23 protein-coding genes are annotated in these 22,997 nt (G+C 40.5%); 20 read left to right on the top strand and 3 right to left on the bottom strand.

Annotated features, from left to right (window positions below):
- Positions 1–117: 117 nt before the first annotated feature.
- From HR060_RS00905 to flgA, 3 genes are all read right to left on the bottom strand, one after another.
- Positions 118–540 carry a flagella synthesis protein FlgN gene (locus tag HR060_RS00905; protein WP_174198371.1) on the bottom strand — a complete coding sequence of 141 codons (423 nt, stop codon included), beginning with the start codon at positions 538–540 and terminating at the stop codon, positions 118–120.
- Positions 541–549: 9 nt separating this feature from the next.
- Positions 550–882 (bottom strand): flagellar biosynthesis anti-sigma factor FlgM, encoded by a 333-nt coding sequence (gene flgM / locus HR060_RS00900; RefSeq protein ID WP_174198370.1) that lies wholly within the window; start codon positions 880–882, stop codon positions 550–552.
- A 75-nt stretch (positions 883–957) separates the two neighbouring features.
- Positions 958–1,647: a flagellar basal body P-ring formation chaperone FlgA gene (flgA, locus tag HR060_RS00895; protein WP_174198369.1), complete on the bottom strand. Its 690-nt coding sequence runs from the start codon at positions 1,645–1,647 to the stop codon at positions 958–960.
- A 179-nt stretch (positions 1,648–1,826) separates the two neighbouring features.
- Here flgA and HR060_RS00890 point away from each other — a divergent pair, with 179 nt between their 5' ends.
- The 20 genes from HR060_RS00890 to fliD all read left to right on the top strand — a co-directional run bounded on the left by HR060_RS00890 (position 1,827) and on the right by fliD (position 22,995).
- Complete coding sequence (locus HR060_RS00890) at positions 1,827–2,747, top strand: chemotaxis protein CheV (RefSeq protein ID WP_174198368.1); 921 nt, start codon at positions 1,827–1,829, stop codon at positions 2,745–2,747.
- 22 nt (positions 2,748–2,769) lie between these two features.
- Positions 2,770–3,588, top strand: coding sequence for a CheR family methyltransferase (locus HR060_RS00885; protein ID WP_174198367.1), 819 nt, complete (start codon positions 2,770–2,772; stop codon positions 3,586–3,588).
- Between the two features lie 129 nt (positions 3,589–3,717).
- A complete protein-coding gene (flgB, locus tag HR060_RS00880; protein ID WP_174198366.1) occupies positions 3,718–4,122 on the top strand; it encodes a flagellar basal body rod protein FlgB in 405 nt (134 codons plus the stop codon).
- A gap of 2 nt (positions 4,123–4,124) precedes the next feature.
- On the top strand, positions 4,125–4,547 hold the full coding sequence (gene flgC, locus HR060_RS00875; protein WP_174198365.1) for a flagellar basal body rod protein FlgC: 423 nt from the start codon (positions 4,125–4,127) through the stop codon (positions 4,545–4,547).
- A gap of 11 nt (positions 4,548–4,558) precedes the next feature.
- A complete protein-coding gene (locus HR060_RS00870; protein WP_174198364.1) occupies positions 4,559–5,296 on the top strand; it encodes a flagellar hook capping FlgD N-terminal domain-containing protein in 738 nt (245 codons plus the stop codon).
- A gap of 175 nt (positions 5,297–5,471) precedes the next feature.
- Positions 5,472–6,863, top strand: a complete 1,392-nt coding sequence (gene flgE, locus HR060_RS00865) for a flagellar hook protein FlgE (protein ID WP_174198363.1) — start codon at positions 5,472–5,474, stop codon at positions 6,861–6,863.
- A 210-nt stretch (positions 6,864–7,073) separates the two neighbouring features.
- Positions 7,074–7,838: a flagellar basal body rod protein FlgF gene (locus tag HR060_RS00860; RefSeq protein WP_174198362.1), complete on the top strand. Its 765-nt coding sequence runs from the start codon at positions 7,074–7,076 to the stop codon at positions 7,836–7,838.
- A gap of 28 nt (positions 7,839–7,866) precedes the next feature.
- Positions 7,867–8,655, top strand: a complete 789-nt coding sequence (flgG, locus tag HR060_RS00855) for a flagellar basal-body rod protein FlgG (protein ID WP_174198361.1) — start codon at positions 7,867–7,869, stop codon at positions 8,653–8,655.
- A gap of 32 nt (positions 8,656–8,687) precedes the next feature.
- Positions 8,688–9,368: a flagellar basal body L-ring protein FlgH gene (gene flgH, locus HR060_RS00850; RefSeq protein ID WP_174198360.1), complete on the top strand. Its 681-nt coding sequence runs from the start codon at positions 8,688–8,690 to the stop codon at positions 9,366–9,368.
- A 12-nt stretch (positions 9,369–9,380) separates the two neighbouring features.
- Positions 9,381–10,478, top strand: a complete 1,098-nt coding sequence (locus tag HR060_RS00845) for a flagellar basal body P-ring protein FlgI (RefSeq protein WP_174198359.1) — start codon at positions 9,381–9,383, stop codon at positions 10,476–10,478.
- A gap of 18 nt (positions 10,479–10,496) precedes the next feature.
- A complete protein-coding gene (gene flgJ, locus HR060_RS00840) occupies positions 10,497–11,552 on the top strand; it encodes a flagellar assembly peptidoglycan hydrolase FlgJ (protein WP_174198358.1) in 1,056 nt (351 codons plus the stop codon).
- Between the two features lie 66 nt (positions 11,553–11,618).
- The gene (flgK, locus tag HR060_RS00835; RefSeq protein ID WP_174198357.1) at positions 11,619–13,670 is read left to right on the top strand and encodes a flagellar hook-associated protein FlgK; all 2,052 of its coding nucleotides are present in this window, start codon (positions 11,619–11,621) and stop codon (positions 13,668–13,670) included.
- 4 nt (positions 13,671–13,674) lie between these two features.
- A complete protein-coding gene (gene flgL / locus HR060_RS00830; protein WP_174198356.1) occupies positions 13,675–14,904 on the top strand; it encodes a flagellar hook-associated protein FlgL in 1,230 nt (409 codons plus the stop codon).
- Positions 14,905–15,012: 108 nt separating this feature from the next.
- Positions 15,013–15,576, top strand: a complete 564-nt coding sequence (locus HR060_RS00825) for a glutathione S-transferase family protein (RefSeq protein ID WP_174198355.1) — start codon at positions 15,013–15,015, stop codon at positions 15,574–15,576.
- A gap of 336 nt (positions 15,577–15,912) precedes the next feature.
- The gene (locus tag HR060_RS00820; RefSeq protein ID WP_174198354.1) at positions 15,913–16,737 is read left to right on the top strand and encodes a flagellin N-terminal helical domain-containing protein; all 825 of its coding nucleotides are present in this window, start codon (positions 15,913–15,915) and stop codon (positions 16,735–16,737) included.
- Between the two features lie 547 nt (positions 16,738–17,284).
- Positions 17,285–18,118 carry a flagellin N-terminal helical domain-containing protein gene (locus HR060_RS00815; protein ID WP_174198353.1) on the top strand — a complete coding sequence of 278 codons (834 nt, stop codon included), beginning with the start codon at positions 17,285–17,287 and terminating at the stop codon, positions 18,116–18,118.
- A gap of 338 nt (positions 18,119–18,456) precedes the next feature.
- Positions 18,457–19,281: a flagellin N-terminal helical domain-containing protein gene (locus HR060_RS00810; RefSeq protein ID WP_174198352.1), complete on the top strand. Its 825-nt coding sequence runs from the start codon at positions 18,457–18,459 to the stop codon at positions 19,279–19,281.
- Between the two features lie 863 nt (positions 19,282–20,144).
- The gene (locus HR060_RS00805; protein ID WP_174198351.1) at positions 20,145–20,978 is read left to right on the top strand and encodes a flagellin N-terminal helical domain-containing protein; all 834 of its coding nucleotides are present in this window, start codon (positions 20,145–20,147) and stop codon (positions 20,976–20,978) included.
- Between the two features lie 87 nt (positions 20,979–21,065).
- Entirely contained in the window at positions 21,066–21,521 is a 456-nt protein-coding gene (locus HR060_RS00800; protein WP_174198350.1) for a flagellar protein FlaG, read from the top strand.
- 19 nt (positions 21,522–21,540) lie between these two features.
- Complete coding sequence (gene fliD / locus HR060_RS00795) at positions 21,541–22,995, top strand: flagellar filament capping protein FliD (RefSeq protein WP_174198349.1); 1,455 nt, start codon at positions 21,541–21,543, stop codon at positions 22,993–22,995.
- The last annotated feature ends 2 nt before the right edge of the window (positions 22,996–22,997 follow it).

Raw genomic sequence — 22,997 nt, 5'->3', positions numbered from 1 at the left:
TTAAAGCCCGAACTTAAAAACTTGGGCTTTTTTTATTGGGCTTAATTAACCCAATAATTTGTAGTGAAGCTCACTACCTAAGTAGTCGCTTTTATTTAATAGCAATATGCAAGTGAATTAGGCTTTAATGCCTTTACCCAATGTGCTCGCTGTCGCTTTACCTGACTTGGTATATGTCATTGAGTTAGCGCTTTTGATGGTCAACATAGACTGTTTAAGTTGGCTGACATTATTTAAGCTGGTTTGAATAACACGCTCGTTGATAGCCGTTTGCTGTTTGAGTGCTGATAAATATTCATCACATTTTTCAACGGCTTGCTTGAATTCTGGGTCTTGTTTAAGAGAGTCTAAATCAGGAAGGGACGCGATCGCCTGATCTTGGTTCTTGATCGCGTCTAACAAGCTGGCCTTTTTTTCGGCTAAAGTGAGGATCTGCTCAGCTTGTCTTGCTTTGAACGCATCAAGCTCCTCAATCAAAAGATTGTTAAATTGATCTAAATTATCAATTTGTTGCTCAATGAGTTCTATTGCTGATGGCATAACTTATTTTTATAAACCGAATAACTTACCTTCAGAGGCAATAATGTTTTGTGCCAAACGCTCAGCATCGACTTTGTAACCACCTTCGCTAATCGCTTTTTTAAGCTTATCAACTTTTTGTTGGTCGAAACCTGAAGCGTCCTTCGCTTTTTGTGTTGCGTTACTAACTTGCTGTGCAGAGTTAGTCAATGAAACTGAATCTTGGCGTGGTGCACTTGTTTGTGCCTGCTGCGCAGATTGAGCTTGTTGATTATTTTGTTGAACTTGTTGCTGATTTCGTTGTTCAGCCTGTTTGGCATTAACTTGATTGTTATTGCCTAAATTATTGATATTAATAGCCATTGTTTTATTCCTCACTACAAAGGATTTTGCCCTCGTTAAATATATCGGCTTAGCTTGAGAAATCTTTAGGGAAATTTATAAAGAAATTTCGATTTTTCCCACACCGACAACCCGTCCCTGAACTGTCCTTTTGGAGCTGGTGTTTCTAACACTTATTACATCACCAAAAGCCCCGTCCGATAAGGCTATACCCGAGGTTTTAACTGATAGACCTTTGGTTTTAGCCTGTATTGTAACGAGTTCACCTTTGCAAACAAAGCATAGATTTGAATTCAGTATAGCTTGTCCTGAGCGTATTTGTCTTTTTGCTTTTGAACCAATCACTAATTTTTCATCAGTAATTTGATCTTTTCTGGCATAGGTTTTATCCACTTTTGCTCGTTTTACATTTGAAGCAGAAAGGGTATCGCCTTTGGCTATGTTAGTTGAAGCAACCACTATGGGTACCAACACTTTTAATCTAATGGGTACATAAAGTGACCAACCTTCCTCGTCTAAACATCTTACTCTGACGGTGAGGTTTCTAGAAAAACTTGAGAAGTTTGGTGCGCTTAAAGACAAGGCTTGCTGACATGGTTTAATTTTAATTCGCGAGTCGATAGCGGATGCTTGCGCCTTTAATTCTTCTTCGTCATTTTTTGGAAAAATCGATTCGGCATGCTCTTGCGCTAAGTGTTGAATTTCTTGTTTTGAATATGTTTGTGCATGAGCAAATTGACTAAGTAGCACAATAAAACAGCAGCTTAGTTTAAAAATAAATCGCATATTTAAAATATCCATTTGATTGACATAAATTTTTTCAAAGTTTGGCTATGCTTAAATAGAAAAAGCGTTATATTAAATTTAGCGTCAAAAAACTAACGATTTGCTAGCGTTTGACGATAAAAAACAAACCTCTAAGCAAATCTGCAAAAATTGCGCCTGAATTTATAGTGGAGAACATAATGGCTGGAATACTTGATTCGGTAAACCAGAGAACACAGTTAGTTGGCCAGAATAGACTTGAATTATTATTATTCAAACTCAACGGTCGCCAGCGCTTTGGTATTAACGTATTTAAAGTTCGTGAAGTTTTACAATGTCCGCCGCTGACTTCGTTACCAAAGCGAAACCGCTTTGTAAGAGGGGTTGCACATATCCGTGGGCAAACAATTTCTGTTATCGACTTAAGTATGGCGACAGGCGGGGGCGAAATTCAAGACCTCTCCAATTGCTTTATCATCATCGCGGAATACAACCGCTCGGTACAAGGCTTTTTAGTTAACTCTGTTGAAAGAATTATCAATATTAACTGGGAGTCTATCATGCCACCACCAAAAGGTGCTGGCCGTTACAGTTATCTAACAGCGGTAACGCAAATCGATAAAGAGCTTGTTGAAATTTTAGATGTTGAAAAAATTCTCCATGAGATTATGCCAATATCTGCGGAAGTAAGTGCTGAAATTATCAGTGAGTCACTTGAAGAAGAGTTAACTGATAAATTTTTATTTATCGCTGATGACTCATCTGTTGCACGTAATCAAGTTAAGCGTGCACTAGAAGGCTTAGGTGTTCCCATTAAATTAGCAATTAACGGTAAAGATGCATTACAGCAGCTTTCAGAACTTGCCGAAGAGACTGGCGATATTACAGATAAAGTGGCTTTATTGATTTCTGACATTGAAATGCCAGAGATGGATGGCTATACCTTAACTGCAGAGATTAAAAATAACCCTAAGTTAGCAAACCTTCACGTTATCTTGCATACGTCACTGAGTGGGGTATTTAACCACGCAATGGTGGATAAAGTAGGGGCTGATGATTTTATCGCAAAATTCAACCCGGATGAATTGGCAACATCAGTGCAAAAATGGCTGAAAGTATAGATAAATAGGCGAAATAAACTAAGTGTCACATAAAAATTTAGCTGATGCTGATTATCAAAAATTCTGTACCTTTTTAGAGCATCAATGCGGTATCGTACTGGGCGCTAATAAGCAGTATTTGGTGAAAAGCCGATTAACACCTCTTATGGCTCGCTTTTCGATTGAGACTTTGTCGGAATTACTCGACAAAGCCATCCGAGTAGGTGAGCGGCAATTGCGTGCCGCCGTTGTCGATGCCATGACTACAAACGAAACCTTGTGGTTCCGTGATACCTACCCATTTGATGTACTGAAGAAAGATATTTTTCCACATTACGGCAATAAGCGTATTAAGTTTTGGTCTGCAGCGTCATCAAGTGGTCAAGAAGCGTATTCAATTGCAATCTCTGCTTTGGAGCACAGAAAAGCCAATCCAGCCCAAGCTAATATTCAGATTCTAGGCAGTGATATCTCTCCAACTATGCTTGATATTTGTCGCTTTGCTGAATATGACTCACTTGCGTTAGGGCGCGGCTTATCACCAGATAGAAAGCGCAACTTCTTTAATGATATTGGCAATGGAAGAATGCAATTAAAGCCTGAAGTAAAGAGTTTAGCTAGCTTCAGACAGGTGAACCTACTTGATAGTTACTCCTTATTAGGTAAGTTTGATGTTATCTTTTGTAGAAATGTGCTTATTTACTTCTCGGCAGAAGTTAAATCAAAAATACTCTCTCAGTTTGCCCAATCACTGAACCCTGATGGCTACCTTTTCTTGGGGGCCTCGGAATCAATAACCGGTTTGAGTGATGAATTTGTTATGCAAAGGTGTAACCCAGGTATTGTTTACCGTAAAAAATAATCAATGAAAGCTAGCCTCCTGTGCTAGCTTTTCTTTTTCTAGCCCTTTACTCCCTCTATTTTTTTTCTATGCCAATTCTTGGCACTCATTTTGCTTTTATTATTTTGAAGGTAAATTGGAGACGAAAAAATGGCGATTTCCCTAGATAAAGCTTTTGGCATACATCCACAAGCAATCAAGCTCAGGCTTGAACGTTCTGAAGTACTAGCCAGTAACATAGCAAATGCAGATACGCCTGGTTACAAAGCCAAAGATTTTGACTTTGCTTCAGCGTTATCGGGCGCCAAAAAACAGTATCAATCTGAAATGACACGTACCCATGATAAACACATAGGTGCGGGTAAAACCATGTTAAACGATGGTCTGCAATTTCGTATTCCCAGCCAACCTGATACGGGCGATGGCAACACAGTTGATGTCAATGTCGAGCGGGTTGAGTACCTAAAAAACAACATGGCCTATAACGCGAGTGTGCAATTTATGACTGGGCGTATTAAAGGGCTAAAAGCGGCAATAACAGGACAGAGTAAGTAATTATGAGTTTATTTAATGTTTTTGACATCTCAGGTACGGCTATGAGTGCACAGTCTGTTCGCTTAAATACTACGGCCAGTAACCTATCAAACGCGAACTCAGTTAGCAGTTCTATCGATCAAACTTATCGCGCTCGTCACCCTGTCTTTGCGGCAGAAATGAACCGCGCAACGGCAAATATGGACGATAAAGCCAGTGTCGGCGTGAAAGTATTGGGTGTTGTTGAGTCAGATAAGCCTTTAACTGTTGAATACAACCCCAATCATCCAATGGCCGATAAAGATGGTTATATTTACAAACCAAATGTCAATGTCATGGAAGAGATGGCTAATATGATCTCTGCCTCTCGTTCATACCAAACCAATATTCAAATTGCTGACTCAGCTAAAAAAATGCTGTCTCGTACTTTGCGTTTAGGTCAGTAAGGAATTAAGCGATGTCTAATGTATCTGCAACTAATACTCTAGATTCAATGCGTTGGGATCGAACCGATCCAGCACTAAGCGGTGAAGACAAGAGTAATCAGCAACTTTCTCAAGAAGATTTCTTTGCTCTGTTAACGACTCAGTTAGCAGCGCAAGATCCAACTAAACCGACTGACAATGACAAGATGATTGAACAGATGACTAACTTTACCATGGCCGATGGTATTACCGGTTTATCTAAGCAATTTGAAAGTTTTACAAGCGAGTTTAGTGGGTTTATGGAAGCAACTCGTGCCCAGCAAACATCAAATAAAGCATTGCAAGCTTCAAGCATGGTTGGAAGAGAAGTGTTAGTGCCCGCTGAAGAGGGCGCGTTATTCCAATATGGCGATGATGTTTATGGCATGCGTGGTCAATTACAAACCGATATTGCTTACAACGATTTGCGTATGCAGATCAGAAATGAAAAAGGCTCATTAATTGCTGAAGTTGAAATGGGGGCGACCAATGGCAAACCATTTGACTTTATGTGGGATGGGAAAGACAAAGAAGGCAACCAGTTAGAGGCAGGTGTTTACCAATTATCGGCAACGGGTATTAATGCTAATAGCGGTAAACGCGAAGAAATTACCGTAGCGACATATTCTACGGTCGATAGTGTGCGTTTTGGTCAAGGTAATGAACTAACCATGAACTTACGTGGTTTAGGCACATTTACTATGGATGACATTATTGAGGTTGCACCTTAAACGGCAGAAACAAATTAATCAGTGTCAAATAATTAACTTGGCACTGAATATGCAAAATTTTTCACGTTAGAAATTTTGCATATTCAGTGATTGCAAAACACTGCCAAAAAGCAAACTTATATGAATAGACCTTGAGCCAGCAGTATAGGCAATATAGGAAAGAGAGGTAGAAACTATGTCGTTTAACATTGCATTAAGTGGTATTGCTACAAGCCAGACCGATATCAACACCACTGCTAATAATATCGCAAACTCCAATACTTATGGTTTTAAAGAATCACGAGCTGAATTTGCTGATGTCTTTGCATCATCCATTTTTGGCGCGGGTAAAACTAAAGTTGGGGATGGTGCCTCAACCGCGGTCGTTGCTCAGCAGTTCCAACAAGGTAGCTTGATCTTTACCAAAAACGCGCTTGATTTAGCTGTGACGGGTAATGGTTTTTTTGCCGTTACTGATGGCTTAGAATCAAGAGAGATGAGTTATACACGTGCCGGTAACTTTAAACTTGATGAAGATAACTTTGTTGTGAGTAATGGTGGTAACTATTTACAAGTTTACCCTGTAAATGAAGATGGTACATCACAAGGTGTTAGTTTAAGTACTACATCACCTTTACGTATTCCTGATTCAGCAGGTGTTCCACAGGCTTCAAGCGAAATTGATATGACAATGAACTTGGATGCCAGGGAAGCTGGTTTAGATCCTGCTCTATTTGATCCAACTGACGATACTACTTTCCATGCTCGATCATCTATCACTGTATATGATTCTCTTGGCGCAAGTCATATTATGACAACGTATTATGTAAAAAGTAACCAACCACCAACAACTGCGGGTGAAACTGAATGGTATGCTTTTGCCACAATTGATACCGACCCGGGGACAGGTCAGCCTTATCCCCTTGATTTGAATGCTATTGCCCCAGGTGGTGGTTATACTCAGGTAACAGCCGCTCCAACTGGTGCTATTGGTGACGGTGACTATGTTGGTGTTCCCATTTCATTCAATTCATCTGGCATTGTAACGCGAGTTAATGGTTATCAGCCAGGGATCGATCCTGAACCTTTTGTGCAAACACAAACATTTGCTAGTGCTAACTTTTTAACTAACGGGGCAGATGGTGGACAGCAAATTACTATCGATTACGATGCACCTACTCAGTTTGCGTCAGATTTTGAAGTAACTGCATTAGAACAAGACGGTGCGACAGTTGGCCGATTAACAGGGGTAACCATAGATGAAACCGGTCTGGTATCGGCTAATTACTCAAATGGTACCGTTGATAATATTGGCCGGATTGCGCTAGTGCGATTTGCCAATGATCAGGGTTTGCAACAAATAGGTGATACCAGTTGGAAAGAGAGTTTAGCGTCTGGTGAGCCACTTGCTGGTGAAGCCGGTTCGGGTACTTTTGGTGATATTCGCTCATCTGCACTTGAACAATCAAATGTTGATTTAACCAAAGAGTTAGTTGATTTGATTACCGCGCAAAAAGCGTTCCAGGCTAACTCGCGTTCGTTGGATGTTAACTCTCAGTTACAACAGACCATTTTAGGTATCCGATAACCTAAAGTTGTTTAAAAACTAGCCAAGCCGTCAAATATCCTACCTCCTATTTGACGGCTTTTTTGATCCTTTTCTATAAGGTATTAGCTATTTTAACTTACTGTTTTTACTTGTTTTTTCGCTAAATTTAATTCTTTTTACTTTGTTGGCATCCATGTTGCAATGTTTCCTATATAGAGTGATTAGTCAATTTTTTAACGGTGGTGCAGTATGGATAAAATGTTATGGGTAGCCATGAGTGGTGCTAAGCAGAATATGCTTGGTGTTGCTATGCATGCCAATAATTTAGCCAATGCAAAAACCATAGGCTTTAAAGCTGACCTTGAACAAGCTCGAACCATGCAAGCATTTGGTGAAGGTTTACCAACAAGGGTTTTTTCAATGACTGAACGACCTGGACAAAACATGTCTGGCGGTGGGTTAATTACCACAGGGCGTGATTTAGATATTGCCATTCAAGGTAATGGTTGGATTGCTGTCGAAGATAGTCAAGGTCGAGAAGCTTACACCCGTGAAGGTAATTTGCAAATTACCCCTGAAGGGCTTCTAACCAATGCACGCGGCAATGCTATTTTAGGTGAAGGCGGCCCAATTATCTTACCTGTACCAGTTGAAAAAGTAGAAATTGGCTTTGATGGCAGTATTGTCGTTAGACCACAAGGCGCGCCAGCGAATTTTATCGAGGTTGTTGACCGTATTAAATTAATCGAGACCGATTCTGACTTTAACTTGAATAAAGGCACGGATGGGTTATTTCGTCCTGAAGAGCTCAACGACTTCGGGCAATGTGGGTTCTGTGAGTTGTCACCGAATGTGAAAATAATTAAAGGCGCGTTAGAAGCCAGTAACGTCAACCCAGTTGGTGAAATGGTTTCTATGATCAGCTTACAAAAACAGTTTGAAATTCAAACTAAGTTGATGAAACAAGCCGAAAAGATCGATCAGCAGCAAGACATGCTGATGCGCGTATTTTAATCGAATTAGAGTTTTTTGGAGGTATATTATGCATCCCGCTTTATGGATCAGTAAAACCGGTTTAGACGCTCAACAAACCGACATCTCAGTGATTTCGAATAACCTAGCGAATGCTAGTACGGTTGGCTTTAAGAAAAGCCGAGCTATTTTCGAAGATTTACTCTATCAAAATATCAATCAACCAGGCGGGCGTTCATCGCAAGATACTGAATTACCGAATGGTTTAATGTTAGGTGCTGGCTCAAAAGTTACAGCTACTCAAAAAACCTTTACTCAGGGCAATATGTTGACCACTGAAAACTCACTGGATGTGATGATTCAAGGTAAAGGCTTTTTCGAAATTCTTCAGCCTGATGGCACTATTGCTTACACACGCAATGGTCAGTTTACCTTAAACGATAATGGTGAAATTGTGACGTCAGGTGCGGGCTTCCTATTACAACCGAATATTGCTATTCCACCAGATGCACAATCGATTACCGTCTCTCAAGATGGCGAAGTATCAGTTAAGCAGCCTGGTAATGCAGATAACACTGTTGTTGGGCAGTTAACGATTTCTGATTTTATCAACCCAGCTGGACTTGAACCAATAGGGCAGAACTTATTTCAAGAAACAGCGGTAAGTGGCGCGCCTGTTCAGGGTAACCCAGGTATTGATGGTTTAGGTTTAACGGTACAAGGTGCGCTAGAAACATCAAATGTTAATGTGACTGAAGAGTTAGTTAACTTAATCGAATCACAGCGTGCATTTGAGATGAACTCGAAAGTGATATCAGCTGTTGACCAAATGTTAGGCCAAGCGATTCAGCAACTTTAATCCAAATAGTTAGCTTGCTGGAGGGTAGTAAGATGAAAATTAAATTAATGACAGTATTTGCCGTAATGATGCTTTCAGGGTGCATGTCGACCAAAGAACCAGCACCCATTCCAGATGATCCTTACTACGCCCCCATTTTTCCTGAAGAGGAAAATTCAAATATTGTGCCTTCTGGTTCTTTGTTCAAAGTTAACTACAGCAACAGTATTTACTCTGATGCAAAAGCACGTCGGATTGGCGATATCATTACGGTTATTTTGCAAGAGAATACTCAAGCTTCAAAATCTGCAAAAGCGGAATATGGTAAAGAAAATGGCATCGATTTACAGCCTATTAGCGCCTTTGGTAAAAATGCCACTTGGAAAGGAAATCCACTCGCTTTATCACTGGATTATGAAACGGAATTCAAAGGTGATTCAAAAGCGGATCAAAGTAACAGCTTAAATGGCCAAGTATCGGTCCATGTTATTAAAATTTTGCCAAACGGTAATCTAATTGTTCGCGGTGAAAAATGGCTGACACTCAATACAGGTAAGGAATACGTTCGCTTAACAGGGATTTTGCGACCTGCCGATATTAGCTCAGATAATACGATTGGTAGTAATCGAGTGGCAAATGCACGTATTGAGTATTCGGGTACAGGTTCTTTTGCCGATGCGAATAAACAAGGCTGGTTGTCAAAGTTTTTCTACTCAGACTGGTTCCCATTTTAATTGAGGTGCGAGATGCGATTATTTAAAGCACTTTTTATCACTTTTTCTTTACTGGTGATCAGTACCGCCAGTTATGCTCAAAGAATTAAAGATTTAGCGTCTATCGAAGGGGTTAGAAGTAACCAGCTTGTCGGTTATGGTTTGGTGGTTGGTCTACCAGGAACAGGTGAACAAAGTCCGTTTACAGAGCAAACGTTCCGAGCCATGCTCACGAGCTTTGGCATTACCATGCCGAACAATTTAAAGCCTAAAATTAAAAATGTTGCGGCGGTAATGGTGACCGCTGACTTACCTGCATTTAGTAAACCTGGCCAAAAAATTGACGTTACTGTTTCATCTATTGGTAGTGCCGGTAGTTTAACGGGTGGTACTTTAATGCAAACCTTCTTAAAAGGTTTAGACGGTAACGTTTATTCTGTCGCGCAAGGTAACCTAGTTGTGGGTGGCTTTGGTGTGCAAGGGGAAGACGGCTCAAGTGTTGTGGTAAACACTCCTACAGTAGGGCGTATTCCAAATGGCGCGATTGTTGAAAGAGAGGTGGCAAGCTCATTTGGTCATGGCGATTATTTAACATTTAACCTCAATCGCAGTGACTTTACCACTGCTCGAAGAATGGCAGAAGCCATTAATAATTTAGTTGGCCCAAATACTGCATCTGCTATTGATGCAACATCTGTTAGAGTTTTAGCGCCACGTGATATTAGTCAACGCGTGTCTTACATTGCAACACTAGAAAACGTTCGCTTTAAACCTGCTGATTCACCGGCCAAAGTGATCATTAACTCACGTACCGGCACTATAGTTATTGGTAAAGACGTTCGCCTACAACCTTCTGCGGTTACTCATGGCGGTTTGACTGTAACCATTGCTGCTGATCAGCAAGTGAACCAGCCTAATCCATTTGGTGATGGTGAAACCGTTGTCACTAAACAAACGCTTATCGATGTTGCACAAGACGATACGCGCATGTTTGTTCTCGATACGGGAGCAACACTTGATGATCTCGTTAGAGCCATGAATGAAATCGGTGCTGCACCGGGAGATTTAATGGCTATACTCGAAGCATTGAAGGAATCCGGCGCGTTACAAGGTGAGTTAGTAGTGATTTAAATCACTGGTGAGGCAACAATGGTTAATCAGCTTGAGCAAGTTTCAAACGTTCATGATTTAGCCGGCTTAGACAATCTTCGTCAAGCCGCGTTAAAAAATGATAAAGGTGCGCTAAAACAAGCGGCGCAGCAGTTTGAATCTATCTTTATGAACATGCTACTAAAAAGCATGCGACAAGCCGAAGATGTCTTAGCTGATGAAAACAGTCCATTCAATAGCCAAACCACTAAGTTTTATCGTGACATGCAAGATCAGCAAATGGCATCTGAGTTATCTAAATCAGGTGCATTGGGGTTAGCCGATATTATTGTTGATCAACTCAGCCCTGAAAAGGGTAAATATATGCCTGCTGACACACTCAGAGCTGATTTGTTTAATCCTGATCTAAATAAGCAAGATAAAGCGCATACGCAACCCTTATCTGGTTTATTAGCTTATGGCGAAATGGAAAAAAATGCTGTCATGCAAATGGCAGCAGAAAAATTGAAGCAACTTCACTCAGCTGAAAATAATCAACCTGAAGAACAAAAAGCTTTTAATCAGCAAACAGAGAAGCAAGATGAAGAGTTAGTTGCTCAAGCCCAAAAAGGTGCTTCGTTTACTGATAAGCAAGACTTTGTGCAAACCTTAATGCCTATTGCTGAAAAAGTTTCTAAAACCATTGGTTTACCAGCCGTTGCTATGGTTGCCCAAGCTGCCCTTGAAACAGGGTGGGGACAGCGCATGATAAAAAGAGAAAACGGCGATAGTGCTAATAACTTTTTTGGTATTAAAGCTGACAACCGTTGGTCAGGAGAGTCTGCGCAAGTAAACACGTCCGAATTTAAATTTGGACAAATGGTTACCGAAAAAGCTGATTTCAGAGCGTACGATGATATCGAACAAGGTTTGGCGGATTACGTAAGCTTTATCAAAGATCAACCTCGCTATCAAAAAGCTGTTTCCGTTGCGGATAAACCTGAGCAATATTTTGAACAATTACAGCAAGCGGGTTATGCAACTGATCCCAATTATGCGAAAAAAATCATGTCTGTATTAAAAGACGCTATTTTTGGCGCGAAATCTGCATATTAATTTTATAGCGATTTACGTCAAATTTAGGACACCTTTGCCGATATAAAGGTGAGTGAGCGTTAGATTATGTCGAGTCTTTTACAAATTGGTGTTTCAGGCATTATGGGCAACCAAGCCAACCTGCAAACAACCAGTAATAACATTGCGAATTTAAATACGCCGGGCTACACCCGCCAGCGTACTGAACTGACTTCTCGCCCTGAATTTGGTTTAGGTTCAATCGATCAGAATCGAATTTTTGATAAATTTGCCATCGAACAATTCAGACGAGACACTTCTGGCGCCAGCTATTATAAAACTTATGCCGACAATACTTTTGTTCTCGATACTTACTTTAGTGATGAGAATACCAGCATCGCTAAGGGAATGGATGATGTTTTCCAGCGTTTAAATGAGGCAAATGATGATCCCACTGCTATTACACCCAGACAGCTAACCTTATCTGATGCTCAAGCACTGATCTCTAGAATGCAGGGCTTATCCGAGCGAGTTATTGAGCAAGAAGAAATTATCAATGACGAGTTAGAGCTGGTCGCTAACGAGACAAACTCCATTCTCAACAGCTTATTTGAAATCAATCAGCAAATTGTTTCAATGGGATTAGAAGACGGCCAACCTAAGGCGTCAATGAACTTATTTGATGAACGAGATGAACTCGTTCGCGAACTATCAGAAACCCTTTCTTTATCAATTATCGACCAAAACAATGGCGGTATTATCATTAATACTAAAGAAGGGCAGCCTCTGATGTTACAAGGTGCCGTTTATAACTTCAGAGCGGTGCCGGGCGACCCAGACCCAAACCGTCAAGAGCTAGAAATCTATGATACTAAATCCAACAGCAATGTGATTAGTCTTGCAAATGATGATTTAGGCGGCAAGTTGGGCGCTTTGATGGATTTTCGCAAAGACGTGCTCGATGAAACAATCAATTCATTAGGTCAACTAGCCATTGCCTTTGCCGATGCGATGAATGAACAAAATAAGCTCGGGGTCGACTTACAAGGTAATTTGGGTGGTGATATTTTTAATGTGCCCGCTACCCGAGCATTTGGTTATGAAGATAACTCTTCGCAGCTACACGAGATTGATGTTCGAGTTGAAGCGGGTTTAGGCGGAAGTGTTACCAACTTTGATTACTTTGTTGAATTTACATCGCCAACTCAGTACACGATCCAGCCGATGCAAGCTGGAGAACTCATTGGCACGGCAACAGGCCCTTTGACAGTTGGGGCTGGCTACAATGGCAGTGCTGCTGGTTTGCCGGATGGTATTGAAATTGACTTTGATCCACTAAGTACTAATCCGCCATTTGTTGCAGGCGACTCTTTTTTAGTTAGGCCTACGCGTTTAGCGGGAGTTGAAATTGAGCTGGCTTTAGATGATCCCGAACAGTTAGCACTTGCGGCACCGCTAACGGTCGAAAAATCGATTGATAATTTAGGTACGGCAGATATTTCACTAGAGTCCGTTACCAGTACCGATACGACTAACGCGCCTCTTAACGAATCTGCTTTTGCAGCAGGTGGGGGCTTTGATACTGATGGGCCTGCCAGTATTGTCGTTAATGCGGCAGGACAATTTGAAGTTTATGATTCAACCGCGACACTCATTGCTACCGTTCCTAATGGTGAAAACATCATGGAGCAAATCACGACTGGTGCCTTGTGGCCTGGTGCACTGAATGTGGGGCCAGATTACCCAGGCTATGATGTTTCAATTACAGGGACGGTCGAACCCGGTGATACGTTTAACTTGGCGTATAACAACACCTCTTTAGACAATAACTTTAATGGTTTAAAGCTAGCTGATATTCAATCTGAAGATGTAGTGAGAAGGAATGTAGCCGGAACAGGCGAGAACTCCGTCACTTTAGGTGAAACCTATTCCAACTTAATTGGCTATGTTGGGGATACTGCAAATCGTGCGAATATCAATCGCGATGCAACAACCGCTGTTTTAGAGCAATCAGAAAATAGGGTAGCCGATGCATCGGGTGTTAACTTAGATGAAGAAGCGGCCGATTTAGTAAAATTTGAACAAGCATATAATGCTTCAGCAAGGATAGTCACTATTGCCCAAGAGCTTTTTGACACTATCCTGTCTTCTGTGAGGTAATCACATGCGCGTAACAACCAATATGATTTATCAAAATAGTATTAATGGTATTTTGGAAAATCAGAAACAATTACTCAGATCACAAGATGTGATCATCGAAGGTACACATATCTTAAAGCCTTCTGACGACCCTACAGGCGCAACAAAAGTAGTGCGTTACGAAGAAGACTTGGCGCGTTACGAGCAATATGAAAAAAACATCGTGTTACTTAATAACACGCTCCAAGATAAAGAATCGGCATTAAAGAACAGTAATGATGCTTTGTTAAAAGCGCGCACGCTTATGATGCAAGCCGGTGACGGTGCTTATGACTTTAGCGACCGAAAGTCTATTGCTGCTGAGCTATCTCTTATTCGTGATGAATTGCAAGATTTAATGAATAGCACTGATGCCAGCGGTGACTATTTATTTGCTGGTTCTAAAACGAATACTCCACCGTTTCAGCGTGATAGTAATGGTGTATACCAATATGAAGGGGATCAGATGGTCAATCAGATTCAAATTTCAGATACCCTGAAGTTGGAAACGGATGCACCTGGCTCTGGCTTCGCTATTTTTGAAAATATAGATGGCCCAAGTACGCTAACAATAAATGGCACATCAACGGCAACTGGCTCTTATCGAGTAATCGAGCAAGATGCATTTGAAGATTTTCATGATCAAAACTATGTGGCTATCCCACCCAGCCCGGCAGGTAGTAATGATTTTAGTATTGTACTTGCTGCTGGCTCCTATCAATTACAAGACAATTTGGGGAATGTGATTGATTCAGGCAGCTTTGATGCTTCAGGTACTGATATTGTTCGTTACAAAGGCCTCGAATTTGATGTAACAGGCACACCAGGTCAGCAAGTTGATTTTACCTTAGATCCACCCGTGAAAAAGAACCCTCTTAATGTACTTGATGAGCTGGTGCAAACATTGAATACGACGGAAACGTTTACTGAAGGCCTGCAACAAAAATTACAAGGTAGTATTTATTCCCTTGATAAAGCGCAGGTCAGTATTGGTAATGGCCGCTCAGAAATAGGTGGCAGGCAGAATATAGTCAAAAGTGTTGAGTTGAGTAATGTTGATCAAACGATTAATTTAAAAGAGGCGAAAGCTAAGGTATCAGAAACCGATTTAGCTGAAGCCATTTCAAATTTGCAGCAACATGAAACTGCACTTCAAGCTGCTCAGCAAATCTATCCAAAAGTGACTGGGCTATCTTTACTGAGCTTTATTCGCTAAAGTATTAATAATTAACTACCAAAAAAGCCCAAGTTTCGCTTGGGCTTTTTACTTTGTGTCGCTATGGTTAGTGCTATTTTCTGATCAAATCGCAACACGGAGTCAGCAATGAAGTTATACGGTAGTTATACCTCTCCTTATGTCAGGCATTGTCGTATCGCCTTAATTGATACCCATACCCCTTTTGAGTTTATCGAGACTGATGCACAAGCCAGTGCTCAGTTATCACCTACTAAACGAGTGCCTTTATTAGTTGACGGCGACATACAATTAACAGACTCTAGTAGTATTGTCCGTTACATACGTGAACAAGCTGAGCAGCGCTTTTTACCTAAAGTGTCCGATTTGGAAATGTTTAATCTTGCTAATACGGTAATGGATACCTGCGCCAATATTTTCTTTATCAACAAGTATGACGGCATTACTCCAGAACAAAGCGCTTACCTTGCCCGTCAGCAAAGTCGAGTCGATTCCAGCTTAGATGCGCTAAATCAGCTTAGTTTTAATCATCAGCAGCCATTTCACGATGGTGAAATTCGTCTGGCTTGTGTGTTGGCATGGGGGATATTTCGTGAAAGGTTTAGCATAGATAGTAGGGAAAACTTGCAAAACTTCCTTAGCCAGTTCGAACATTACCTCCCATTTACTCAAACTCGACCCACTTCTGTTTAGGTTTTTACCCAAACCAGTAACTTTCTTTACTAGTAGTTTGTTTCGCCTTGGTAACAAGGCGAAAAGTTGCCGTTTATCGGCAAGTTTTTTTATAACTTTAGTATTATTTAAATTTATTTTTATTTCACTAATTGCTCGTCAGGTAAGGCTTAAACTTTAGTTTTTTTTTTACCAAAAAAGGCTAAAAAAGCGTACTTTTTTGCCTAAAGCCATCATTAAAGCCTCCGATATATTAAGTGTCAGAGGATAATAATGAAAAATACCTCTTACTGAGCCCAAATTGGCTCTAACTATTAAAAAACTAAAGTTTAATACAATATCGTAGGAGAGATTGTTATGGCTATGTTCGTTAATACTAACGTATCGTCATTAAATGCACAGCGTCAGTTATCTACATCAGGTGGCGCTTTAGATGTATCATTTGAACGTTTATCATCTGGTTTTCGTATCAACCGAGCTGCAGATGATGCCGCGGGTCTTCAAATTACCGACCGTATGACCTCGCAAATTCAAGGTTTAAACCAAGCAATTCGTAACGCAAATGATGCTATATCACTTACACAAACCGCTGAAGGTGCGATGCAAGAGATCACTAACTCTCTACAGCGTATTCGTCAGTTAGCGATTCAATCGCAAAACGGTATCAATGGCTCATCTGACCGTTTAGCACTGCAAAAAGAAGTGTCTGCACTTAAAACAGAGATCAGCCGTATTGGTCAAACTACACAGTTTGCTGGTGTTGACTTATTGACGGGTGATTACTCTGCTGCATTCTTAGTGGGTGCTAATGGTGGTCAATCTATTTCCGTGAACTTATCACGTAATGGTGGTTTTGGTGCATCGGGTCTTGGCCTTGCTAGTCTATCTGTTTCCACAGAGCAAGAAGCTTCTGCTGCTTTATCACTCATCGATGCCGCTATTTCTACCATCGGTGGTACACGTGCTGATTTAGGTGCCCTACAAAACCGTTTCCAGTCAACGATTCGTAACTTATCGAACGTTGTAGAAAACGTATCAAGTGCCCGTTCTCGTATCAAAGATACAGACTTTGCGGCCGAAACTGCAGAATTGACACGTAATCAGATTTTACAACAAGCGAGTCAAACGGTATTGAGTCAGGCGAATCAGCGTCCTCAAGCCGCATTATCGTTATTAGGTTAATTCGTTAGCTAGATAGCTTCTCTCCAAGGTCACTCAGTGAGATGGGTGACCCGAGTAGAAAACTGAAAATAATAAGGAGTGATATTCGACTTATCAACTTAACCAAGCAGAGCAGGTGAGATGGCTTTGCTTATAAGTAACAAACTGAAATCTATATGTTGGTGGTGATTTTGTGAGATGGATCGATACCAAGTTGGTTTCAGCTAACAACGATTAATAACGATTTGTTACTTTAAATTTATGTGTGGTTATCGACCACAGCTCTAGTTCGCTCAAACTCTCTCCTATCGATAGAGCGTTGACCGAGAACTTGTTTCTCGGTCATTTTTCCCTGTTTGTTATTAAAATTGTTTTAGGTGCTTATTTTTGGTTGTTAACTTTGGTTAAATTAATTGAAAATGATTAAAAATAAATCTAAAGTGATTTTGTTTTTTACCGATAAATAAGTTGTCAATAGACAAAGTTGCTAAAAATTAGAGTCTGGTTTTTAAAATTAGGTGAGAGCTTTGATATTTAGCGTTTTTATAACTTAATTGAGGTAAGAGTTATGGCAATGTTTGTTAACACTAACGTTTCATCGTTAAATGCCCAACGCCAGTTATCAAATTCTGGCAACAACTTAGATGTATCATTTGAGCGTTTATCATCAGGTTTCCGTATTAACCGTGCAGCAGATGACTCTGCTGGTATGCAGATCTCTGATCGTATGACTTCTCAAGTTCAAGGTTTAAACCAAGCAATTCGTAATGCCAATGATGGTATTTCGCTTGTGCAAACTGCTGAAGGTGCAATGCAAGAGATTACAGGCTCTTTGCAACGTATTCGTCAGTTAGCGATTCAGTCACAAAATGGTATCAATTCATCAAGTGACCGAGCGGCACTACAAAAAGAAGTATCTGCACTTAAAACTGAGATCAGTCGAATTGGTCAAACAACACAGTTTGCTGGTGTAGATTTATTGACAGGTGATTACTCTGCTGCATTTTTAGTCGGTGCAAATGGTGGTCAGACAATTTCAGTAAACTTGTCATCTAATGCCCCTGCTGGTGGTTTCGGTGCTTCAGGTTTATCTATTGGTAATTTATCTGTTGCTACTGCCGCTGATGCTTCAACAGCTTTAACATCAATTGATGCGGCAATTTCAACAATTGGTGGTGCTCGTGCCGACTTAGGTGCTTTACAAAACCGTTTCCAATCAACGATTCGTAACTTATCGAACGTTGTAGAAAACGTATCAAGTGCACGTTCACGAATTCGTGACACAGATTTTGCGAGTGAGACAGCGGAATTAACGCGTAATCAGATCTTACAACAAGCGAGTCAAACTGTGTTAAGTCAGGCGAATTCTCGTCCGCAATCAGCGTTATCTTTACTAGGTTAATGATACAGCACTTATTCGCTTTAGTTAGCCTGCTGAAACTTCATCGCTAATTAAAGGAATAGACGCTCGCTCTCACCTAAATCTGGAGCGTGGCCGAGTTGAAATGCTCGGCTTTTTTGGACAGATTTAGGGAGAGGCGCCTTTTTGATTGATTAATCATCAAGATAAGTGCTGTTTTTGCGTGTTTGGTAAGACCTTGCCAAAAGCAGCCAAAAATCCGCCGACAATCGGCAAGACTTTCCTCTCTTTTTTCTTCAAGCACCACCGATAACTTAATTGTCCGACACAAAAACAATAAAAACACGGGCATTTAATTTAAAAATCTTGGAGAGAGAATCATGTCTTTATTTGTAAATACTAACGTATCTTCGTTAAATGCTCAGCGTCAGTTAATGACATCAGGTAATGGTTTAGACGTATCGTTTGAACGTTTATCATCAGGCTTTCGTATCAATCGTGCAGCAGATGATGCAGCGGGTCTTCAAATCACTGACCGTATGACATCGCAAATTCAAGGCTTAAACCAAGCTATTCGTAATGCGAACGATGCAATTTCACTGTCACAAACAGCTGAAGGTGCAATGCAAGAAATCACGAATTCACTACAACGTATTCGTCAGTTAGCGATTCAAGCACAAAACGGTATCAATGGCTCATCAGACCGTTTAGCACTGCAAAAAGAAGTATCAGCATTAAAAACAGAAATCAGTCGTATCGGTGCCACGACTCAGTTTGCCGGCGTTGACTTATTAAGAGGTGATTACTCAGCCGCTTTCTTAGTGGGTGCAAATGGTGGTCAATCCATTTCAGTTAATTTATCTCGTCAAGGCGGCTTTGGTGCATCGGGTTTAGGTGTTGGTCAAATCTCGGTCGCGACAGAGCAACAAGCGTCTGCGGCGTTAACGTTAATTGATGGTGCGATTTCAGTAATAGGTGGAACACGTGCCGATTTAGGTGCATTACAAAACCGTTTCCAATCAACGATTCGTAACTTATCAAACGTTGTTGAAAATGTATCAGGTGCACGCTCGCGTATCAAAGATACCGACTTTGCGGCAGAAACAGCGGAATTAACCCGAAATCAGATTTTACAACAAGCAAGCCAAACGGTTTTAAGCCAGGCGAACCAACGTCCACAAGCGGCATTATCACTATTAGGATAAAGCTAGGTTAATCAAAAAGCTCAACCGACTTACGATAGAAAAAATACTGGTAGAAAGTTGAGCGCATACTATTGACGGAAAAGTGGTGTTTTTAAAGTGGAAAAGGATTGCCATAAAGTGGCAGCTGGTTTGAAATTTTTGTGTTGTTTTTCGATTTCAATACGCTAAGTAACTTAAAACTTGCTAACTAAAACTGCTTAGTCGGTAAAAAACTAACTTTAAATTTGCTCTTTCTCTCCAAGTCTGAGCATTGAACGGGGTAAAACAATTGTTTTACCCCGTTTTTTTATTTTTATCGTCACTGATTTAGATAAAATAAAAAATTGGCATGCAACTTGAAACTAAAACAATGTGTCAGGAAATTGAATTCAACCTCAAGTTTTCATTTTCTTACATGCGATTATTTTTTATTTGTAGGTACCCAAGTAAAGAATGATCATTTAACTTGCGAACGATTATTCGATAGGAAGAGTAAAGCAAGTTAGATTTCAGCCGGCGATAGTTAGGAAACCATCTCACACTCACCTAATTATTCGCCGGCTTACTTCCATCTGTTTATCTTATCCCGTTATAAAACACCTCCTTTAATTCTATTGCTTGAGTTTTTTGATTTTTATTTTCTTTATTAAATTTAATTAAAACAATAGCTTAAGTTTTTTTAGTGAATTTATGAAAAAAAACTTAAAAAAATACTAAAGCTTGTTAAGAATCTTCCGATAACTACTACGAGGGGAAAAATAATGGTTTGATTTTGGGTTGAGGGACCTGATTTCAAATGAAGTTTTAAGGTTACTCGTTTTCGAGTTTTGAGGAGAAACTTAGTTAAGTTGGGGAACTAGCTAGGTGGACCAGGAGATTTAACTATGTCTATGTTTGTTAACACAAATGTGTCTTCAATTAATGCTCAGCGTCAATTAATGAACTCTGGCAATTCTTTAGATACATCTTATGAACGTCTATCTTCAGGCTTCCGTATTAACCGTGCAGCAGATGATGCCGCGGGTATGCAGATTTCTGACCGTATGACGTCACAGATCCAAGGTTTAAACCAGGCGATCCGTAATGCAAATGATGGTATTTCAGTGGTACAAACTGCTGAAGGTGCATTACAAGAGATCACTACTTCACTGCAACGTATCCGCCAGTTAGCGATTCAATCGCAAAATGGTATCAATGGTTCTTCAGACCGTGCAGCACTTCAAAAAGAGGTATCAGCACTTAAAACTGAAATTAGCCGTATCGGTCAAAACACACAGTTCGCCGGTGTTGATTTATTAAAAGGCACGTATTCTGCCGCTTTCTTAGTCGGTGCGAATGGCGGTCAAACTATTTCTGTGAATCTTTCTTCTACAGCTCCTAATGGTGGTTATGGTGCTTCAGGTTTAAACATAGGTAGTGTTGATATCAGTACTGCAGGTGGTGCATCTGCTGCTTTGGCATCGGTTGATGCTGCTATTTCAACAGTTGGTGGTACCCGTGCAGATTTAGGTGCACTTCAAAACCGTTTCCAATCTACAGTGCGTAACTTATCTAACGTTGTAGAGAACGTATCTGCAGCCCGTTCTCAGATTCGTGATACAGATTTTGCTAGTGAAACGGCTGATTTAACGCGTAATCAGATTTTACAGCAAGCGAGTTTATCTGTTCTGAGTCAAGCGAACCAACGTCCGCAATCAGCTTTATCTTTATTAGGTTAATAAGCGTAAAGCTAGCTAAGTCTCTGAAATAGGTTGCTATAATATAAATATAGCAACCAGCTTAGCTGACGTAGTTTGGAGGTCAGTATGGATATTAATATATCTCAAGCTGGTACTAATTTTGCTTATCAGGAATCAAATAAGCCTGATCTTAATGATCAAGCTGTTGAAAAGGCTGATAAAGCTAAAAATAGTCAAACTTCTGACAGTCTTTTTACTGAGCCAAATCTTGATGCAACAACGCAAGGTATAACTCAAGTTCAGCCGCAAGCGGTCGATAAAGTAAATAGGCAAGAGGAAGATGTCGAATCTGCACTCTCTGAAGTGTCTGAATTTGTTCAACAGTCTAATCGAAATTTGAATTTTTCGTTCGATCCAGACTCTAATCAAACAGTGATTAAAGTAACAGATTCGGAATCAGGAGATGTAATCCGACAAATTCCATCAGAAGAAGTAATCGCACTTGCTGAGCGTATTAACAAACTACAGTCCGATGTCGGTGAAGCTGTTGGCATAGGAGTATTTGTTAATAACCAAGTGTAAATGATTTGAGAGGTTCATCATGGGTATCCAGTCGATCGGTGTCGGCTCTGGTTTAGACTTAGACGGCTTAGTAACTCAGTTATTAGAAGTTGAAAGACAACCAAAATATGATCGTTTAGACAGACGAGAAGAAGAGCTAGATGCTGTTATATCGGGTTTAGGCAAACTCAAAGAAAAAATGGGATCTTTTAAAGATTCTGTTGATGGACTTCGAAATTCATTCGATTTGCAAGGTCGTAAAGCTGTTGCTTCTCACCCAGGTATTGATGGTGAGGGCAATGGCCCTTTCACCGCCGAAGCGGGTAACAGTGCTACGCAAGGCTCTTACCAAATTTCTGTTGAGCAACTTGCTCGTGGTAGCCGTTTCGAATCTGAAAATGGCGCATTTACCAGTTCATCAGACTCTGTTAGTGATATTGCTGATACGCTAACTCTTTCCGTCGGTTCTGACTCTTTCGACATTGCTGTGACAGCTGGAATGACGATGCAGCAGCTTCGCTCTGCCATCAACGATGCCAGTGACAACTTTGGTGTTAAAGCTAATATTATCGATACGGGAACCGGAACTGGTGCAAAGTTAGTACTGACTTCAGAAACCACTGGTGCTGGCAATGATTTGACATTGTCTAATGCGGCAGGTGCGGGTAACGCAACGCTGCAGTTTATCTCTGATCCAGATACTGCCAATGGTGGTGGTGTTACACAAAACGCGCAAAATGCTAAAGCTGTTATCGACGGCTTAGCTGTAGAAAGTGCGACCAACGAATTTGACAATGTTATAGAGTATGTCTCTTTTGAAGTAACAACGTTATCAGAGGTCGATTATTTGGATACTGCAGGCGATCCCGTCTATAAAAAATCAACACTTGAGGTTGGTGCAGATAAAGATGGCCTTAAAAATAAAATCACTGATTTTGTTGATGATTACAATGCGCTTATCAAAGAGATTGATACATTAACTAAATACGGCTTATCAGAAGCCGAAGATGATGGCCCTCTTGCTGGTGACTTTATGACTCGTGGTATTGAAACAGGGCTTGCAAGTATCATTTCACAAAATGTAGCGGCTTCTGAGCTCGGTACTTTATTTCAAATTGGCATCTCTATTAATGATGATGGCGAACTTGAAATCGGTGATATTGATGAATATGGTCTCGGGTCAGGGCAAGAAAAACTCGATAAGGCGCTTGATGAAAATTACGATGATATTGCGACTTTATTTTCTGATGAAAACGGAATAGCTAATCAGCTTTATGATTATCTTCACCAATATACCACTTATGGTGGCTTACTTGTTTCACGTGAGGATAACTTAAAAGAGCAGCTTGAAGGAGTTGGTGATGAAAGAGCTAGGGTTGAATTACAAATGATGGATTACGAACAAGTACTAAGAGATAAATATATCAATTTAGATTTAACAGTGGCTAAATTAAACCGTACCGGTAATTCGATTGCTGCGGCGTTAGGTTATTAGGA

Origin of the sequence: Marinifaba aquimaris, from assembly GCF_013328345.1 — a bacterium.
Taxonomy (GTDB): domain Bacteria; phylum Pseudomonadota; class Gammaproteobacteria; order Enterobacterales; family Alteromonadaceae; genus Marinifaba; species Marinifaba aquimaris.
Note: the sequence above shows the minus strand (reverse complement) of the source record. Positions and strands in the feature narration are given on the sequence as shown.

Excerpts from the sequence above, each read along its gene's own strand:
- flgK (WP_174198357.1), top strand. The coding sequence starts at position 11,619 with ATGTCGAGTCTTTTACAAATTGGTGTTTCAGGCATTATGGGCAACCAA.
- flgB (WP_174198366.1), top strand. The coding sequence starts at position 3,718 with ATGGCGATTTCCCTAGATAAAGCTTTTGGCATACATCCACAAGCAATC.
- HR060_RS00890 (WP_174198368.1), top strand. The coding sequence starts at position 1,827 with ATGGCTGGAATACTTGATTCGGTAAACCAGAGAACACAGTTAGTTGGC.
- HR060_RS00845 (WP_174198359.1), top strand. The coding sequence starts at position 9,381 with ATGCGATTATTTAAAGCACTTTTTATCACTTTTTCTTTACTGGTGATC.
- HR060_RS00860 (WP_174198362.1), top strand. The coding sequence starts at position 7,074 with ATGGATAAAATGTTATGGGTAGCCATGAGTGGTGCTAAGCAGAATATG.
- flgE (WP_174198363.1), top strand. The coding sequence starts at position 5,472 with ATGTCGTTTAACATTGCATTAAGTGGTATTGCTACAAGCCAGACCGAT.
- HR060_RS00870 (WP_174198364.1), top strand. The coding sequence starts at position 4,559 with ATGTCTAATGTATCTGCAACTAATACTCTAGATTCAATGCGTTGGGAT.
- HR060_RS00810 (WP_174198352.1), top strand. The coding sequence starts at position 18,457 with ATGTCTTTATTTGTAAATACTAACGTATCTTCGTTAAATGCTCAGCGT.
- flgA (WP_174198369.1), bottom strand. The coding sequence starts at position 1,647 with ATGCGATTTATTTTTAAACTAAGCTGCTGTTTTATTGTGCTACTTAGT.
- HR060_RS00825 (WP_174198355.1), top strand. The coding sequence starts at position 15,013 with ATGAAGTTATACGGTAGTTATACCTCTCCTTATGTCAGGCATTGTCGT.
- HR060_RS00815 (WP_174198353.1), top strand. The coding sequence starts at position 17,285 with ATGGCAATGTTTGTTAACACTAACGTTTCATCGTTAAATGCCCAACGC.
- flgC (WP_174198365.1), top strand. The coding sequence starts at position 4,125 with ATGAGTTTATTTAATGTTTTTGACATCTCAGGTACGGCTATGAGTGCA.
- fliD (WP_174198349.1), top strand. The coding sequence starts at position 21,541 with ATGGGTATCCAGTCGATCGGTGTCGGCTCTGGTTTAGACTTAGACGGC.
- flgH (WP_174198360.1), top strand. The coding sequence starts at position 8,688 with ATGAAAATTAAATTAATGACAGTATTTGCCGTAATGATGCTTTCAGGG.
- HR060_RS00805 (WP_174198351.1), top strand. The coding sequence starts at position 20,145 with ATGTCTATGTTTGTTAACACAAATGTGTCTTCAATTAATGCTCAGCGT.
- flgG (WP_174198361.1), top strand. The coding sequence starts at position 7,867 with ATGCATCCCGCTTTATGGATCAGTAAAACCGGTTTAGACGCTCAACAA.
- flgL (WP_174198356.1), top strand. The coding sequence starts at position 13,675 with ATGCGCGTAACAACCAATATGATTTATCAAAATAGTATTAATGGTATT.
- HR060_RS00820 (WP_174198354.1), top strand. The coding sequence starts at position 15,913 with ATGGCTATGTTCGTTAATACTAACGTATCGTCATTAAATGCACAGCGT.
- HR060_RS00800 (WP_174198350.1), top strand. The coding sequence starts at position 21,066 with ATGGATATTAATATATCTCAAGCTGGTACTAATTTTGCTTATCAGGAA.
- flgJ (WP_174198358.1), top strand. The coding sequence starts at position 10,497 with ATGGTTAATCAGCTTGAGCAAGTTTCAAACGTTCATGATTTAGCCGGC.
- flgM (WP_174198370.1), bottom strand. The coding sequence starts at position 882 with ATGGCTATTAATATCAATAATTTAGGCAATAACAATCAAGTTAATGCC.
- HR060_RS00905 (WP_174198371.1), bottom strand. The coding sequence starts at position 540 with ATGCCATCAGCAATAGAACTCATTGAGCAACAAATTGATAATTTAGAT.